The following is a 17388-nucleotide window of genomic DNA, read 5'->3' on the forward strand; positions in this document are numbered from 1 at the left end:
AATTAGATCAGTATCGCTTCGCGAATTATTACTCGAAATGCCTTACTTTTACAAAAAATATATTTATGGTATTGACTGAATTTAAATCGATAAAAGCATTTGTATTGGATGTAGATGGTGTGCTGACTGATGGTACTGTGCAAGTTAATGAAGAAGGGCATCAGTTACGTACATTTCATATAAAAGATGGCTATGCCATGCAGTTGGCGATCAAGAAAGGTTATCCGATTTTTATTATCACAGGTGGAGGTTCGAAGGGTGTCGAGCAGCGGATGAAAGGTTTGGGGATCAAAGAAGTCTATTCAAAAGTTACGGACAAGCTTTCTAAAATGAAAGAACTTGCTTGTGATTACAAGCTTGAATTAAATCAATTGATGTACATCGGCGACGATATCCCTGATCTTAGCTGCATGAAGTCCGTTGGGATAGCTGTTTCTCCGGCAGATGCAGTAGAAGAGATCAAGAAAATTTCACATTATGTGTCTGGTTTTTGTGGCGGAAAGGGAGTTGTACGTGAATTGATCGAAAAGGTAATGAAAGTACAAGGCAACTGGTATGAGGATGAAACGGTAAAAAGCATATAGGGATGTTGAAAAATCTAAAAAATAGAACAATTATATTAGGGTCTCAGTCTCCACGGAGAAAGCAGCTGTTAGCAGGGCTTGGACTGACATTTGAAGTCGACGTACGGGAAACGGCAGAATATGTGGATCCGAATTTGTCTGCAGCTGAGGTCGTTCGTCAAATTGCTATTTGTAAAGCGGAAGCATTTGCGGATAAAAAAGATTGTTTGGTTATCTGTGCCGATACTATTGTGGTATCGGATAAGGGCGAAATCTTAGGTAAGCCCAAAGATGAACAGGAAGCCAGAGAAACGCTAACAAACTTGTCTGGTCAGAAACATGTGGTGCTGACTGCTGTAGCGATCTCATGGGAGGGTAAGATGAGCACTTTTGTCGAGACGACAACTGTTTATTTTTACGAACTAGAGCTGGATGAAATCGATCATTATGTTACTCAATTTTCGCCACTAGATAAAGCAGGTTCTTATGGAATACAGGAATGGATCGGCTTAATCGCCATAAAAAAGATAGAAGGGGAATACAATAATGTGGTCGGATTACCCACCGCAAAGCTTTATCAAGAATTGAAAAAGTTAATGTAAAAAAAGCGGCAAAAGCCGCTTTTTTATTACTCTTTGATTTTTTTAGCTTACCTGTTATTTGATGAAATAACGAACGCCGGTGTAGAACATGCGTCCTGTTAAAGGACCCCAAAGCATTGACGTATCAAAATAGTTTCCAAAGGGTTGATCCGCGGCGAGGATTGGCATATTTTGGAAATAATTAGACAGATTTTCTCCGCCCACATACACGGTGAAGTTTTTCTCTTTCCCAAAAGTTTTGCTAATCTGCGCATTCATTGTCGCATAAGCCTTTGATGCTGTAGGCATTTGATATTCAACGGGGTTCTCTGCTGTTGATGGAATGCGTTTTTGTCCAACGACATTCAATGTATAATCTACACTCCAGCCAGAATGGTGATTATATGCCAGGTTGACAAAACCACGGTGTTTGGCCAATAGCGGTTTGGTCTTTCTGCCACTTTCAAAATCAGTTTGAACATCAAGTAAGCGATAGGCCAACCTCGTTTCAAAATGTGGTGCTGGCATCAAGCGAAATTCTGTTTGCAAACTATTGGAGAAAGATTTTCCATTCAAATTATAAAAATTGATCTCTCGGGGATTTTCGTAATCGACCACGACCTGATTAGAGAAGCTGTTATGGAAAAATTCAACTGATGCCGAAGCCTCACGTCCGAAGATCCGCATACTTTGGTCTATCGCTATTCCGCTATTCCAGGAGACTTCAGGTTGTAGGCCATAAGCCTTATCGTATATATTAGGCGATTGGATAACCAATTTTCTGCTACTAGCCAATACTGCCGTGTTCTCCGCAAATATATTTGCAGTACGTTGACCTCTTCCTGAGCTAGCTCGAACTGTTGTTCCCGAAAGCGGGGCATAACGTAAATGGATGCGTGGTGTTGTAAACCATCCATACAGGGAGTTGTAGTCTTGGCGAAGACCAATAATGGCATCAAATTTTTCTGATGGACTATAGGTATATTCTGCAAATGCTCCCGAAACCACTTCTTTCCTTTTGAAGTTTTGATCTTTTAAATACCACTCATTGTAATTGTCATAATTAATGGAGGCACCAACGCGATACTTGTGGGCGACTGTCCCGATAATATCTTGAAATAAGAGATTAGCATATCCATTTTGTTGCTCCGAATCGTAGTTATTGAGCCCAAAATAGCTTTTTTGATTGTAGTTTGATCCTGCAAGCTGGAGACCTATGCTGCGGTGCTTATTTTCGGGGAACACATAACCAATTTTAGCAAAACCTTCTACGCGTTCGATATCAAATCCCAAACCATAGCGATTTGTCGTACCCTTATCTGTCTTTTTGTTAAAATCAATCTGTCCGCCTGTACGGTCGTCATTGAGATATTTAACCCCAAATTGTACCATAAGCCCTTTTCCATTTTCATAAAACCAGCGGTTGACACCAGAGAATAGATTGCCAACGGGTATATCTCTAAAACCGTTGTGACTAAAGTTCATGGATTTATTGTACATGAAATTGTCATGCAGGAGCACTGCAGTGGACCAATGCTGACCAATTTTTTGTGAAAGATTTAAGTTGACATCTGTACGTCCCATGTTGTTTGCATAGGCATTAAAAAACAATTTTTCTGAATTTTGAGGTTTCTTCAATTCGACATTGATCTGTCCGGCCATGTTTTCGAAACCGTTGGCTACGGAACCGATACCTTTCGCAATTTGAATTGATTCAATCCATGTCCCTGCAATAGAATTTAAACCTAAAGGAGAAGCGAGCCCACGTGGCCCAGGTAAATTTTCAACGGTTAATTGGGTATAAATACCGCTAAGGCCTAGCATTTGAATCTGTTTACTGCCTGTTACTGCATCAGCACTGACGACATCGACGGAGGCGTTGGTTTCAAAGCTTTCGCTTAAATCACAGCAAGCGGCTTTGAATAACTCTTTTCCGGTAAGAACTTCTAGTCGTGCAGGTGTCATACGGTCAATATAATTTGAGCGTCGTGTTCCTTTAACCTCGACTTCCATCAACACATTACCCTTCGCTGTAATCATAATGACTTCATGCAGATCTTTGATGGTGATGGTGTCAGATTTCATCCCAACATAACTTACAACCAATTTGTTGAACCCTTCTTTGTGGTCCAATTTAAAAACACCATTTTCGTTTGTCCTTGTGTTTTTGGTTGGGAGGTTGGCCCAGTGTAAATTGGCGCCAATGATGGGTTTAAGATCCCCCTTTTCATTTTCTTCAACAACAACACCGGTAACGGTATGTGGATGATCATGGTTATCGGTTGTCACCGCTTTCTTTTCGGGTACTTTGCCGTTTTCCAGTCGCGGATACATACAGCATTCATGGAGTTTAGCATAGGCTTCATCAGTGGCCACCAGGTTGTCAACATCATGACCAACCTGAGCAATATTTTTCTTGATTGCCTCCAACTGAACTTTTTGGGGGTTATATTTGATTTGCAATAGGTTGTCTCCTGCATTCCAAACGGCCGTTTCTACGCCATGCATTTTTGCGGCCGTTTCAATACGTTTTTTACACATTGCGCAATTTCCAGCCACTGTAAGTGTGCGCGTACTGTCGGTCTGTGCCTGTACAAATGCCAGAAAAAATAAGGATAGAATGGTTGTTGTATATATTTTTTTGAAAATTTGATTCATCATTTTAATTAAGATTATTCGCTTCAACTAGCATTTAATTTTACCTTCATGATATCGCGCAACCACATGCAAGGGGTACGGATTTATTTTTTTTAGTTCTACAATTTTTTTGCTGAATGATTTAAAATCCACTTTTTTGTTCCGTGATAAGCTACGAAAAGATGAATGTTGGGAATAACAGTCTGCTATTCTCGCGAGATATAAAAACTATAGTGGACTTCGATCAATTCAAGAAAATGAACTGCGTTCAGTGAAAAGAGGTGATATTAAATTCTAAAATTTTGATTGAGAATAAAAACAGGAGGGCTCTGTCTATTGTAGCTCGCAAAATCGGTATACGTTAGTTTAGAAAAATCGTCTTCCTCCCCAGCTAAATGATAATAATTAAGTATCCAATGAAGCGTAATTATTGCAGGAGAAAAATGGTTAAAATCAAGATTTTGTGTTACTCTGCTGAATTTATCGACCTTTTGTGCTTCGATCTTAACATCTTTACAGCTTCCTGTTTCATGACAGTGTTTCTGCTGTTTTTTTGCAGACTTGGCACACAGAGGGCAGGCCATATTATGGCTTTCCGATAACGATACACTTTGTGTTTCCCCTTGGCAAAAATGAAGATGCACTGAGGCACCACTTGCTGCGAGCAAATAGAAAAATAGGCCGATTAATAGTGCAATTTTCTTCATAGAAGCAAAAATAAAGAAAATATGTAATTTTTTTTTGTAATATTTTGGATAAATGTTATAACTTGTAGTAACAAATGAAAAACTAAAATTTACCAAAGTTATGAATTTATTATTTATCAATCCGGTCAGCTCGTATTTGCTAGCTATCTTTTTGATTGTTGGGGCAATTCTATTGTACAAGGGATTTTACCATCTGGCTCGTCGTATACAGGAATAGTACAGTATGTTCGGTGTTTTTTAGGAGCACTTTACAGGGAAACAGCCTATGTAGTTTAGTCCCTTAAATTTGACTACTCAAGGAAGATTTTATAAGAATGGGAACATTTTCTAGATGCTCCCATTCGTGTTGTTTATCGGCTTAATAAAGGGTCACTTTTTCCGGCATTTCCAATCTCTACACGACCTGCATATCGTTCTTCGAAGTTTAGAAAACCACTGCAAGTAAGGCTGAAGTCGTACCAAAAGTTTTGTTTAGCCAATTCAAAATGTATCGTGATGGATTGTCCACCTTTAAGTTGCAAACTTCTTTTTTCCTTTCCATAGCTGAGATCCTCAAAAATAAGTTGCTCGGTTGTTTTTCCATTGTTTGTACAGGAGAAAGACAAACGGCCAGTAAATGCTGCTTCATTTTTACTTTTTTCATACGTACAGCGGATCTTTACATGTGGATTATCCGCGTCGCCTTTAAATTCCCGATAAAATCCGTTTGGACCATGGATTTCGAGGTGGTACATTCTTTTGTCGAAGGCATCTAGCGGCCAATGGTCTGTTACATGATCTCCTGGAGCAACCGCATAATTTCTGGAGGTTCCAACTTCTCCTTTGTAGCTAGCAGCATGGTAAACTGTAAATGGTGCGCCTGCGGCCTGTTTGCCAAAAATTTTATCTGAAGCCTCAAATGTGACCAGGTAATCCCCTTTGGATTGGTATTCGCCATGCACATAAAGTTCATAAGGAAGGATACATGAATCCCGAAGCCCTTTTTCTTGTTTTGGGAAATAGGGTGAACTGCCGGGGTCTTGCTCTATTTGTTTGATCTCCATTGCGCTAAGCGCTTTGAACCCCATGGGAAGACTTTTGAACTTGGCTTGGTGAATCTCTTGGATAAAAGGTTCCCACTCCAGCACAATAGGTTTGTTCATGGTTTCGCCATGATAGGGTCTAAATGCCGAAGTTAAGTCTCCACATACGGTACGCCGCCAAGTGCTGATGTTGGTTTCTTTTATATTTTTATTGATTTTGTGATTAATAAACTTCTCCAGGAATTGTAAACTGGAGGTATGGTCAAACACTTGTGAATTGACCCAACCGCCTCTGGTCCACGGAGAAGCAATAATCATCGGTACACGATAGCCAAGACCGATATTGCTTTCCCTTCCGCTTTCAGGATAATATTGCTCATCGCGGCGTACAAATTCCAACGCAGGGTTTATTCCCTCGGATACTTTTCCACTTTCTGTATCATCAGGGTTTGGTGCTGTAAAGGGTGCAAAGTGATCGAAATACCCATCATTCTCATCATAAGTAAGTATAAAAATTGTCTTTTTCCAAACTTCTGGATTTTGGGTGAGAATGTCCATAATTTCGCTGACATACCATGCGCCGAACCAAGGAGAATCGGGGTGGTCAGAAAAAAGCTGGGGCGGAGCTAACCAAGATACGGTTGGAAGTTTACCCTCCTCAACATCTTTTCGGAATTGATACAGGACATCTCCTTTAGGGATCTGTAACTCGCGCTGTTGCCCCCCTTCTTGATAATGCATTGTTTCCAATTCCATATAATCTTGCTGCGCACTGTTGTTAACAAAGGCACGGCGATGAATATCTTTTGTCCGCTCGTCGAGCTTTTCAAAGTTATCGGCTGTATATCGCTGTAATTCTTCTTGAATATGCTTGAGATTTTTCTTTAAATCTTCAAGTGCTTCGGCAGCTGGTGTTTCGCTAATTTTGCGCTCGAGATCTTCTTTTTTTAGAGTCAGGAGCTGGCGATAGCGGGGATGATATTTGACCTGATATTGGGGGAAGTACTCCATCGGATTACAACCAAAATTGGCGAGCCAGCTGTTTGCCTCTCCACTATAACCAGCACTGCTTGAAGAAATTTCATTTTGATAGATTTTCCAGTCTACGCCTAATTCCGAAAGGCGTTCAGGAAAAGTGGTCCATGTTGCTTTCCCGCTAAACTCGGAGTCTCCATTCCAAACTAAGGCTTTTCCTGTCAGATTTTCCCGGATATTGGCCGTCCAGAAATAAAGCCGGTTTGGATTCGTGCCGGTGATGCTCGAACAAAAGTGTTGGTCACAGATTGTGAAAGAGTCTGCCAGAGAGTAGTAAAAAGGAATGTCTTCACGGGTATAATGTCCCATAGTCAACGGTAGATCGGCAAATTCTTTAAATCCAGAATGTTTTACATCCAACCATCTGTTCATTTTACCCTTATTCCTTGCGTCGGTTTGATCGGTCCAGTTGTGCGGAAGACAGCCCATCCAGGTAACTTTTGAATCTTTGATATCCAATCGGAAGGGGGCAAATGTTTCTCCGGATTTTTGCGTCTGAAACCATACTTTATTTCGATTGGGTTGACGGATAGCTCTTGGGTCATTGAAGCCTCTTACACCACGTAGTGTTCCAAAGGCATGATCAAATGAACGGTTTTCCTGCATTAATAAAACGACGTGCTCGGCATCATAAAAGGTGCTGCCCAATGCTGGATTAATAGCCATCGCCTTCGCAATAGCGGATGGAATAACATGGGAGAGAGATGCTCCCCCGGCAAGCATAGCCGCTTTCTTTAAAAAATCTCTTCGTGTATCCATGGTTATATCAGTATAGATTTGACGGGCCGCCTATCGCTTGGTTAATTAAGGCAGCAAAGATATTCTCTTTGAAAAAATACATTTTCAAAAACCGTCTTAAAAATAAGAGTTCGATCCAAGAAAAAAGACTTTAGATCGAACTCTTATTAAAAAAATAATGCTTTGCTAATTTTTAGCCTGTAGGTTAAGCTTTGATAGACGAGATAAATGCTGGGATTTGGTCGAGATAATCCGGTTCCTTTAACCGTTTTACAAATGCAGTACCTATAATGGCACCCGCCGTATGCTTGCTTGCTTTTTGAAAGGTCGGTTTATCGGAGATACCGAAGCCAACGATCAATGGATTTTTTAATTGGAGATCATGTATCCGCTTAAAGTAAGCTGCTGTATCGTCTCCAACATCAAGTGTTTTACCCGTCGTTGCATTGGAAGAAAGTAAATAAATAAAGCTCCTAGAAAGGCTGTCTATTTTTCTGACGCGTTCTTCAGAAGTCTGCGGTGTTACGATGAATATATTGGCGATCCCATTTTTCTCGAACGTCTCTTTGTAAAGTTCTTCGTATTCATCCATTGGTAGGTCGGGTATAATGACACCATTAACGCCTACATTTTTACATGCTTCACAGAATCTTTCCACACCAAATTGAAGTACAGGATTAAAGTAGCCCATCAAAAATACGGGGATACTGACATGCTTACGCAGGTCATTCAACTGATTAAATAACTTTTCTACAGTCATACCATTTGCCAAGGCAATTTCAGAACTGTGCTGAATGACAGGTCCATCTGCCACTGGATCGGAATAAGGGAAACCGATTTCCAGAAAGTCCGCGCCGGCATCTTCCAATTTCTTTGCAATATGGATTGTGCTGTCCAATGTTGGATACCCAGCTGTAAAATATATCGATAAAAGGGGGGTACCTTCTTTTTTCTCAATTGTATTCATGCCTTAAAAATCAAAGTATTTCATATAATTATCTAGATCCTTGTCACCACGTCCAGAAAGACAGACAACGACAGTCTCATCGCCTTTAAAAGGTATTTTTTCCAGATAAGCCAGCGCATGAGAACTCTCAATAGCCGGTATGATACCTTCTAATCGCGTAAGCTCAAGACCTGCACGCATCGCTTCGTCGTCAGTTACGCTGACATAGTTACCTCTACCGGATTTGAATAACCAAGCGTGTTGGGGGCCAATACCAGGATAATCGAGTCCCGCCGATATGGAGTAAGGTTCGATGACCTGGCCATCCGCTGTTTGCATAAGTATAGATCGGCTTCCATGTAAAACTCCCTCTTTTCCTAATGCTGTTGTAGCAGCGGATTCGCCTGAATCAACACCGTGTCCAGCGGCCTCTACGGCATACAATTGAACCGATTCTTCATCGAGGTAATGATAGAACATACCTGCCGCATTGGAGCCTCCACCGACACAGGCCAATACAATATCTGGATTTTCTCTTCCTGTTTTTGTCAAGAGCTGTTTTTTCGTTTCGGCAGAAATAATAGACTGAAAGCGAGCAACCATATCGGGATAAGGATGTGGTCCCACAACAGACCCAATGATATAATGGGTGTCGACAGGATTGTTGATCCAATCTCGCAAAGCTTCATTGGTAGCATCCTTTAGCGTTTTGGACCCTGATGTTGCCGGAATAACTTCGGCACCCATCATTTTCATCCGTGCTACATTTGGAGCCTGACGTTGAATATCAACTTCTCCCATGTACACTGCACATTGTATACCTTTGAGTGCACAGACGGTCGCTGTGGCTACGCCATGCTGTCCTGCGCCTGTCTCCGCAATGATGCGCTTTTTGCCCAGGCGTTCCGCTAATAGAATTTGGCCAATGGTATTGTTGATTTTATGCGCTCCGGTATGGTTAAGATCCTCCCGTTTTAAGTAAATCGTAGTTCCATATTTTTCAGATAGACGCTTGGCATGATATAATGGAGAAGGACGTCCGACATAATCGCTGAGCAGTTGGTTAAATTCCTCCTGAAAGCTCTCTTCTTCGATAATTTTGAGATATTCTTCACGTAGCTCTTTCACATTTGGATAGAGCATCTCAGGGATATAGGCTCCTCCAAAGGGACCATAATATCCTTTTTCATTGACTTGATATATACTCATTTTTTAATTGTATTTATACTGTGGCTTAATAGCGCAATATCTTTTAAGCCGGGTTCTACTTCAAATTTTGAATTTAAATCCAGGGCATATAGTCGTGGATCATTTCTTTCTAGCGCTGTTTTGATATTTTCGGGATCTAAACCACCGCTGAGAAAATAGGGGGTAGTAAGTTTGTATTGGTCCAATAGGGACCAGTCAAATTGTACTCCTGTACCACCATAGGAACTACTTTTGGTATCAAATAAAAAGTAGTCCACAACTTTAGCGTAAGGATCAAGCTGTATCCAGTCAAAGTTTTGATCAACTCCGAAGGCTTTCAAGATGATAACCCCTGATTTTTCTTTCAATTCAAGACAGAATTCGACAGATTCATCGCCATGCAATTGAATTACATTTAGTTGGAATTCAGTTATTTTATCTAGAATTGCTGAGAGGCTAGCATTGACGAAAACGCCGACTTTGCTTAGGCCGTCAAGCTCCTTAATGTATGCGGAGGAGCTTTGACCAACATAACGTTTGGATTGATCATAAAATATAAATCCCATATAATCGATGCCCAAGGAAGCTACAGCGGTTATATTGTCGGGATATTTCATACCACAAACTTTTACTTTGACCGCCATTTTATTTTTTGATTAGTTTTTGGAAACTTCGTAAAGCTTTACCTCCCATCAATGAACCTTCTGCTTCATAAAAACAGTCGCCAAAAGATTTTTCGGGGTTAAAGGTCTTGATCGCAAATGCGGCATTGGTCAAAACAACATTGTTCTGCACATCTGTACCCTGATTGTTCAATATCGATAAGAATGTGTGGGCGGCATCCGCTATCGTTTCACCTCCTGTCAGCTCCTGGGCTGAGACTGGGGTGAAACCAAGCTCTTCCATGTTGTAGTAATTTTCCCCTTGGTTGTTGATTAACTTAAAATCACCGGTCATGGATATCTCGTCATAACCGTCCAAAGCATGAATAATGGAATATTGTTTGTTGGTGTTTTGGTATAAATAACCATACAGTCTTGCCAATTCTAAACTAAATACACCAACAGACTGAAATCTAGGATTGGAAGGATTTGTCAATGGCCCTAACATGTTAAAGAAAGTCTTAACACCCAATGCACGACGTATCGGGGCAACAGTTTTCATTGCAGGGTGAAACAATGGTGCATGGAGAAAACAGATGTTGGCTTCATCAAGCTGGCGTTGTAGTTCAGCCTTATCGTTGCTGAATTGATAGCCTAAATATTCCATGACATTGGAAGAACCACAGCTCGAAGATACCCCGATATTACCGTGTTTTGCGACATGGTAACCAGCCCCAGCTGTGATAAAAGATGCTATTGTCGAGATATTAAAGGTATTTTTACCATCCCCACCTGTACCGCAAAGGTCAATTAAATCATAACCATCAAAATCCAGTTTGAGACATAAATCATACATAGCATCCCTAAACCCTCCAAGCTCTTCAACGCGAATGCTGCGCATACCATAAGCGGTCATAAATGCCGCAATTTGGTGGCTGTCATATTTGCCCATGGCAATGTTGGTTAGAATCTCGTAGGCCTCTTGCCGAGAAAATGTCTTGTATTCAAATAAATGCGCTAAAATTTCTTTCATGGTAATTTAAATAAAAAAAGGGCTTACCTTATTTAGGCAAGCCCATCATATCTTGACGTATTAATCAAATAATGCAATAGGAATTTGCCACAACGTTATTCGTTGTGCCACCACCAAGCTTTATTTGAGACAGTTGTTATCATTGTTGTTTTTATTAATACAAATATGGTTGATAGAATTATAAAATGCAAGTGTTTTTATTGAAAAATTTTTAAGAAAGCATCATTGGCTTAATATTGCTCACAAATATACTGTAAAATAAAACCTGATAAGCGCGCATTTATGTAAGCCTGAGCGTGATATTTAAGGGTTATAAGAGCAGGTATCTGATAAAATGGGGGCGATGAAAACAAGATGAAAATTAATAGAATACAAAACGAGCCTTATTGTTACCTTTAGAGACTAATGTAAAAGAAGCTATTTTTCTATCACGAATAACGGCAGCAAATACAAAACGCTTGAGGTATTTGACAAAGTAGACTTGTTGTGGATCAATACCTTCGAGATCGATATCACTTGTTTCTTTTCTTCCCGCTTGAGCAAAGCTAAGATACTCCAGTTGGTTGATATTTTTGCTCTGTACATTTATCCTGATTTCATCGATGCTTGCCAATAAGTATTCTTGCAGGTCTTCGTTTAGTTTTTTTGATGTGATTAGATCTTGACTTAGTATAATATCAGTAGCTAGACTAGGATCATGTAAACGTTGGACAAACCTTTTTAAAACAACAATATATTCATTGGATGTTTGTTGTTCCTGAGCAAATAAGCTTTGGCTGACCATACAGCTAATCAATAGAAACAACAACAGCTTTAATTTTATCTTCATATCTGTAAGACTTAGCTTCATCTAAATGGATTAAAACCAGGGAATAAAAAAACTCGGGAGCTAATCGGTATACACCATACTGAGGTGTCTCCGAAAAGAGGGGGATGTTTTCAATAAAAAACGCCTTTATTAAAAAGGCGTTTTTTATTTTTTAGTATTCATCTTCATTGAAGAAGAAATCGTCTTTTGTTGGATAGTCGGGCCAAATTTCTTCGATATTTTCATATGGCTCACCATCGTCCTCAAGAGATTGTAAGTTTTCAATCACCTCAACAGGTGCACCCGAACGAATAGCGTAATCGATTAATTCATCTTTTGTTGCTGGCCATGGTGCATCTTCTAGATGCGAAGCTAATTCTAATGTCCAATACATATAAAAACAATTTAAGTTCTCTATTTTCGCAAAACTATGATTTAATTTAACTTAAGCAAGTAAATCACGTGTTATTTTTGTGGTTTTAATGTAAGTAGTTGATTTTTAACGTTATAATATTTTTAGATATTCTCAAAATCACTTCCCTTTTCGTTTAACGCATTAAGTCTTGGGGACACGGATTTAATATCAGGATTTGGATAATCATTTTCGATCAAGCCATCTCGCATGCGTACAATACGGTGTGCATGTAATGCGATATCCTCTTCATGAGTCACTAGGATAATGGTATTGCCCTTGGAGTGAATTTCTTCCAGTAGACCCATAATTTCAATAGACGTTTTGGTATCAAGGTTTCCTGTTGGCTCATCGGCAAGTATAATGGATGGATCGTTGATCAACGCTCTTGCAACAGCCACACGTTGTCGTTGTCCTCCTGAGAGCTCGTTCGGCCTATGATCCATACGATGTCCTAAGCCGACACTTTCCAATGCTGCAGTAGCTTTTTCCTCACGTTTAACTTTATTATAGCCCGCATAAATTAGGGGAAGTGCAACATTTTCAAGTGCTGTATTCTTTGGTAATAGGTTAAACGTTTGAAAGACAAAACCAATTTCTTTGTTTCTTACTTCGGCGAGTTCATCGTCAGTCATGTCACTCACATTAATCCCGTTGAGGATATATTCTCCCCGGCTAGGGGTATCCAAGCAACCGAGAATGTTCATTAATGTGGACTTGCCTGATCCTGAAGGCCCCATTAAGGCAACAAATTCTCCTTTATTGATGTTGAGTGTAACGGAGCTTAAGGCATGAATTGTTTCTGCACCAATTTGGTACTCTCTGGCAATATCCTTGATTTCGATTAAGATCTTTCCTGACATATTTTTTGGAGGTTCTCTAGGTTATGAAAATACGATTTATTCTTCATAATCCAATAGGAATGCATTTTGTCATATACAACTTTTTCTAGTTCCGATGCATTATCATCGTTAAAATCTTTAGTCTCTATCGGCTTGAATACATGTATTTTAACTATTCCCGGCCGAGATCCTCTTTTCGAGCCGTCATCGAAAAAGATATCCCAGGCATTTTCAATAATAATTGGTACTGTGGGAACGTCATTCTGAATAGCAATTCGAAAGGCTCCGGATTTAAATGCATGAATCTGTGGGGGGAAACCATCGTCGATTTTTCCTTCTGGGAAGATAACCACACTTCTTCCGCTTCGGACGAGTTCATTGGCACGTTGAAAAGCCTTGAAAGAAGATACTTTACTTCTTCTTGTGACCGGGATATCTATTGTTTTGAAAAAAATGCGTGTAACGGGGTTTTTAAGCAGGGAAGCTTTTCCAATAAATGAAAAAGGAGCGGGGCACAAGTAGGTGAGGGCTGTTATATCCAAGACCGAAGTATGATTGGGACACAATACCATGGAACGGTTCCAATCTATTTTTGATTCATAGCTCACCTTAAAAAATACACCAGCTAAGGCCGAACCACCAACTGATACCCAGCGTCGCATACGGGCAATCCGAGCATAATTTTTTTCGGGACGTCGTGCTAAAAAATAGATGTAAGGGAAAAACAGAAGAAAAACAAGTAGAACGCTGATAAAATACCAATACCGATGGAGTTTTTTGAGCAATAGGATCATACAAGTCAACTAATTTTGACCTAAAGTAAAAAAAGAAAATGGATAATTAATTATCCATTTTCTTTTTTAGTCTACTGTAAAACCATACTTCTTGTAAATACGCTTGGCTGTTGGCGAGTCCATGAATTTTAAAAAGTCATCTGCAGCCTGCATATGCGGTGCGTTTTTCAATTTTGCAGCAACGTAAGTTGCGGTTGTATTTTGCGCATCAGGAATGGTAATCCCTTCGACAGGATGGCCAATTAGTTTTTGATAAACGACTTCAGAAGCCCAAACTGGAGCCGCATCAGCCTGTCCATACAATACACGCATGGGGCTTTCGCGATGGTGGATCTTAGTCAGATAAGTGCTGCCGTCGTTGACCTTATCTTCCATGATTTTTTTGACGAGTTGTTCGCCCCCGGCTTTTCTATAAGATGCTTTGATCTGCTCCCCAATTCCTTCCCATTGGGGATTAGGCATGCTGATACGAACTTTGTCATTCCCTAGATCATTCAATGTGCTGATATTAGCGGGATTTCCTTTTGGAACCATCAAACAGATATTGTTATAGCAATACACCTGCGTATGGCTAAAATAATCTGCCATTTCGTTGATCGCCCGTTTACTCGCCGTGTAAATATCGGGTTTATGCGTAATGCGTAGATTGCCTATCGTAATTGAACCGCCTTTAATCTGCTTGGCTAAAATGCCTGGTGGCAGTGTTTCAACAAAAATACGTTCGTATTGTGGGTATTCTTGTTTGAATGATGCGAGTAGATCATCGACGACCATAAATTGATTGCCAGCGAAAAAAACGGTAAGCTGCGGATTCTCGATATCACCATATAAATCTGGAATATTGTCTATCCCAGGTACCGTAAAATTTAGCGCCGATTCTGGTGGAGTATTCCAGGGCGGATCAAAACGATGTTCTTGTGCCTTAATTTCCTGGACACCCAATAATGCTATTGTTAGACCAAGCAGTAGAAAATTTCTCATTATACTATGGTTTAACGATAACCCAACCTTCATTTGCGCGTAAGATTAATTCACCATTTCCGCTAGGAACATAACCTATAAAATCAAATAGCTCTTCTTTGGCAATATGTTTCTCTTCCAACGTATTCAGGCATTGCGCTACGATAACGCCTTTCTCGACGAGATCTTTCAAGGGTTTCTCGTATTGGCTGTTCTTTTTTAGGTAGGCTTCGGTACCGCCAGAAAATGCAACCAGTTCAATTTGTAAACGTCCTTTTAATCGCGGGTCCTTCAAGACATTGTTAATATTGCGAATTGCTTTTTCAATTGTTTTTGGATCATTGCTGTCCAGTTGATAGATAGCTTTATACGCTTTTTTCTTCGCAACGGCACCGCTGTATTGATGGTTATCGAGCAACAATTTATTGTCCTGTGCTTTCGCTTGAATAGTCATTATCGCTAATAAAATACAAGCGATTGTAAATTGTTTTTTCATATTTATTATTGATTTATAGGGATATGTATGTTTAAAAATTAAAAGGTCCGAGTTTATGTTGTTCTATACTAATGTTATCGGCATAAGGTGGATAGGGGCTATCTTTGGGCTTTTTGCTTAGATTAGGATAGTCCAATTGCTTATCTGTTTTTTGAGGTCTATCGAAAGAATTGATATACGCCGCCACATCATAGGCTTCGTCGTCTTTCAACTGAGGTGCATCATAAGTTGCGCCTAAAGGCATATTCGCTTTGATAAAACGGGCCGCGGTAAGCAATCGTGCCATCCCCGCGCCATCATTGTAGCTGTCTTTACCCCATAAGGGTGGATATTGATATCCTTTGCCAGCTGTTTGAGGCAGCCCCTGTCCATCTCGTCCATGACAACTGGCACATTTGTTCTCAAAGACCACTTGACCATGTTTCAGGTCCGCCGCACGGTTGGGAATATCCATTTTTATAAATCCTTGGCCTGCCAACCGACCTTTATTAACTGTATTCACGCTGATGTTCTTGATATAGGTGACAATAGCCCTCATTTCCTTGCTGTTTTCGGGAATAGCTCGACCATTCATACTCCGCTCAAAACAACCATTGATGCGCTCTTCAAGTGATTCAATCTTATTTTCTCGTCCAATATAGGTTGGAAAGACATTGGTGAGCCCGACGTAAGGAGCAGCAAAAGCCTTTGTGCCGCCATTAAGATGGCAGCTGCTACAGGCCAGCTTGTTTCCAATCTTGACTTCACCATCATAAAAATAATCGTATGTGTTTTTAATTAGCTTTTCACCATAACTGGCCATTTCACCTTCGGGGCTATCTTTGAAGGAGATTTCCTTAAATTGGGAAACGTGTGTAATAAGGGAGTCGTTGTGTATATCAATAGCATCTGCTCGGTTTTTCCGATTCTCATGTTTGAGTGGAAACACACATAAAGTTGTACAAGTAATGACCAATGCGACGATGATCCAGCTGAGTGCCTTTAAGTAATTTGTAAGTTTTTTATAATCCATTCCGCTAATTCATTTGTACAAATCTATGCGGCTCCAACCTGGAATTAAAACGAAGTTTGTTTATGAGACATAACATTTGGTTATAACTTGAAGTTTTGCCGTAGACAGAATTGCAGAAACTGGTTGGGCGTACCGGCAAGTCCTCCATATAAATGGGTAAAATAGAAGTAACGTTCTATTGTCAGTGGTGGAATATCGACAATGGTCAATAAATTATTTAACACTTCTTTTTGCACCGTATGAATTGACAAAAAAGCAAAGCTATTGCGACGGGCAAGGTAGCCTTTGATACTCTCTGTTGAAGGTAAGATCATTTCTATCTGTACTTCGGATAGATTGATGCGGTTATCTTTTAGTGCGTTCTCAATAATTGTTCGTGTACCCGATCCCTGCTCGCGTAGTACCAAGGGTAAGCGTGTGATATCGGATAATACTGGATTTTTTAATTGATCTAATAGTGGGTTTTGGCTATTTGTGACAAGAACCAGTTCATCCTTCATAAAAGGAATGTATTTCAGGGCCCGGTTGTCGGTAGACCCCTCCGTGATACCTAAATCCAATGTTTTATCAATAAGCTGTTCCTCAATACTGCGGCTATTGGATTGAAAAGACTGAATACGGTTGTTGGGGTATTGGGATAGAAAATCAGCAAGTAGAGCGGGTAAAACATATTGGGATATGGTTGTGCTGGCTCCTAACATCAGATTTCCTTTTCGTCCTTCTTGCAATTCCTGTATTTCTTGGCCCGCCTGATTGTATAGATTAATAATCTGTTGGGCATATTTATAGAGAATTTGACCTGAATCGGTTAAATTAAGATTGTTACCCTTTCTTTCGAAGAGTGGTACGCCAAGTTTCTTTTCTAGTTCTTGGATGTTTTTGCTTACTGCTGGTTGCGAGATGAAAAGGGCAGCGGCCGTTTTGGTGAAGTTAAGGTGCTGAGCAGCAGTGTAAAATACAATTAAACGAAAATCAAAATCCATAAAACGATAAAGGGTTATTTCTAAAATTT

Annotated in this window: 17 protein-coding genes; 2 read left to right on the forward strand and 15 right to left on the reverse strand. The window is 40.1% G+C overall.

Features of this window, described 5'->3' with window-relative positions:
• The first annotated feature begins 65 nt into the window (after positions 1-65).
• Entirely contained in the window at positions 66-584 is a 519-nt protein-coding gene (locus tag BGP15_RS22715; protein ID WP_070562067.1) for a KdsC family phosphatase, read from the forward strand.
• 2 nt (positions 585-586) lie between these two features.
• Positions 587-1165 carry a Maf family protein gene (locus BGP15_RS22720; protein ID WP_112373787.1) on the forward strand — a complete coding sequence of 193 codons (579 nt, stop codon included), beginning with the start codon at positions 587-589 and terminating at the stop codon, positions 1163-1165.
• A gap of 54 nt (positions 1166-1219) precedes the next feature.
• On the opposite strand, the gene BGP15_RS22725 is transcribed toward BGP15_RS22720, so the two are convergent.
• The 15 genes from BGP15_RS22725 to BGP15_RS22795 form a co-directional block, all read right to left on the reverse strand.
• Positions 1220-3805, reverse strand: a complete 2586-nt coding sequence (locus tag BGP15_RS22725; RefSeq protein WP_286770804.1) for a TonB-dependent receptor domain-containing protein — start codon at positions 3803-3805, stop codon at positions 1220-1222.
• A 263-nt stretch (positions 3806-4068) separates the two neighbouring features.
• The gene (locus BGP15_RS22730; protein WP_286770805.1) at positions 4069-4668 is read right to left on the reverse strand and encodes an HYC_CC_PP family protein; all 600 of its coding nucleotides are present in this window, start codon (positions 4666-4668) and stop codon (positions 4069-4071) included.
• A 170-nt stretch (positions 4669-4838) separates the two neighbouring features.
• Positions 4839-7304, reverse strand: coding sequence for a phosphocholine-specific phospholipase C (locus BGP15_RS22735; RefSeq protein WP_286770806.1), 2466 nt, complete (start codon positions 7302-7304; stop codon positions 4839-4841).
• 184 nt (positions 7305-7488) lie between these two features.
• Positions 7489-8250 carry a tryptophan synthase subunit alpha gene (gene trpA, locus BGP15_RS22740; RefSeq protein WP_112373783.1) on the reverse strand — a complete coding sequence of 254 codons (762 nt, stop codon included), beginning with the start codon at positions 8248-8250 and terminating at the stop codon, positions 7489-7491.
• Between the two features lie 3 nt (positions 8251-8253).
• Entirely contained in the window at positions 8254-9438 is a 1185-nt protein-coding gene (gene trpB / locus BGP15_RS22745) for a tryptophan synthase subunit beta (protein WP_070562076.1), read from the reverse strand.
• Complete coding sequence (locus BGP15_RS22750) at positions 9435-10061, reverse strand: phosphoribosylanthranilate isomerase (protein WP_112373782.1); 627 nt, start codon at positions 10059-10061, stop codon at positions 9435-9437. Before BGP15_RS22750 ends, trpB begins: the two co-directional genes overlap by 4 nt.
• 1 nt (position 10062) lies before the next feature.
• Positions 10063-11052 (reverse strand): anthranilate phosphoribosyltransferase, encoded by a 990-nt coding sequence (trpD, locus tag BGP15_RS22755; protein ID WP_070562080.1) that lies wholly within the window; start codon positions 11050-11052, stop codon positions 10063-10065.
• Between the two features lie 361 nt (positions 11053-11413).
• Positions 11414-11881, reverse strand: coding sequence for a hypothetical protein (locus tag BGP15_RS22760; protein WP_286770807.1), 468 nt, complete (start codon positions 11879-11881; stop codon positions 11414-11416).
• Positions 11882-12032: 151 nt separating this feature from the next.
• Positions 12033-12254: a DUF2795 domain-containing protein gene (locus tag BGP15_RS22765; protein ID WP_028072584.1), complete on the reverse strand. Its 222-nt coding sequence runs from the start codon at positions 12252-12254 to the stop codon at positions 12033-12035.
• A gap of 122 nt (positions 12255-12376) precedes the next feature.
• Positions 12377-13135, reverse strand: coding sequence for an ABC transporter ATP-binding protein (locus tag BGP15_RS22770; protein ID WP_112373780.1), 759 nt, complete (start codon positions 13133-13135; stop codon positions 12377-12379).
• The gene (locus BGP15_RS22775) at positions 13117-13908 is read right to left on the reverse strand and encodes a lysophospholipid acyltransferase family protein (protein ID WP_286710145.1); all 792 of its coding nucleotides are present in this window, start codon (positions 13906-13908) and stop codon (positions 13117-13119) included. The genes BGP15_RS22770 and BGP15_RS22775 overlap by 19 nt, the downstream gene beginning before the upstream one ends.
• Positions 13909-13974: 66 nt before the next feature.
• Positions 13975-14889, reverse strand: coding sequence for a substrate-binding domain-containing protein (locus BGP15_RS22780; protein ID WP_286770808.1), 915 nt, complete (start codon positions 14887-14889; stop codon positions 13975-13977).
• Positions 14890-14893: 4 nt separating this feature from the next.
• Positions 14894-15364, reverse strand: coding sequence for a DsrE family protein (locus BGP15_RS22785; RefSeq protein WP_070562276.1), 471 nt, complete (start codon positions 15362-15364; stop codon positions 14894-14896).
• A 31-nt stretch (positions 15365-15395) separates the two neighbouring features.
• A complete protein-coding gene (locus BGP15_RS22790; protein ID WP_070562279.1) occupies positions 15396-16376 on the reverse strand; it encodes a c-type cytochrome in 981 nt (326 codons plus the stop codon).
• A gap of 80 nt (positions 16377-16456) precedes the next feature.
• Positions 16457-17359, reverse strand: coding sequence for a LysR substrate-binding domain-containing protein (locus tag BGP15_RS22795; RefSeq protein ID WP_286770809.1), 903 nt, complete (start codon positions 17357-17359; stop codon positions 16457-16459).
• Between the last annotated feature and the right edge of the window lie 29 nt (positions 17360-17388).

The sequence above is a fragment of the Sphingobacterium sp. 40-24 genome, assembly GCF_001899705.1.
GTDB lineage: Bacteria > Bacteroidota > Bacteroidia > Sphingobacteriales > Sphingobacteriaceae > Sphingobacterium > Sphingobacterium multivorum.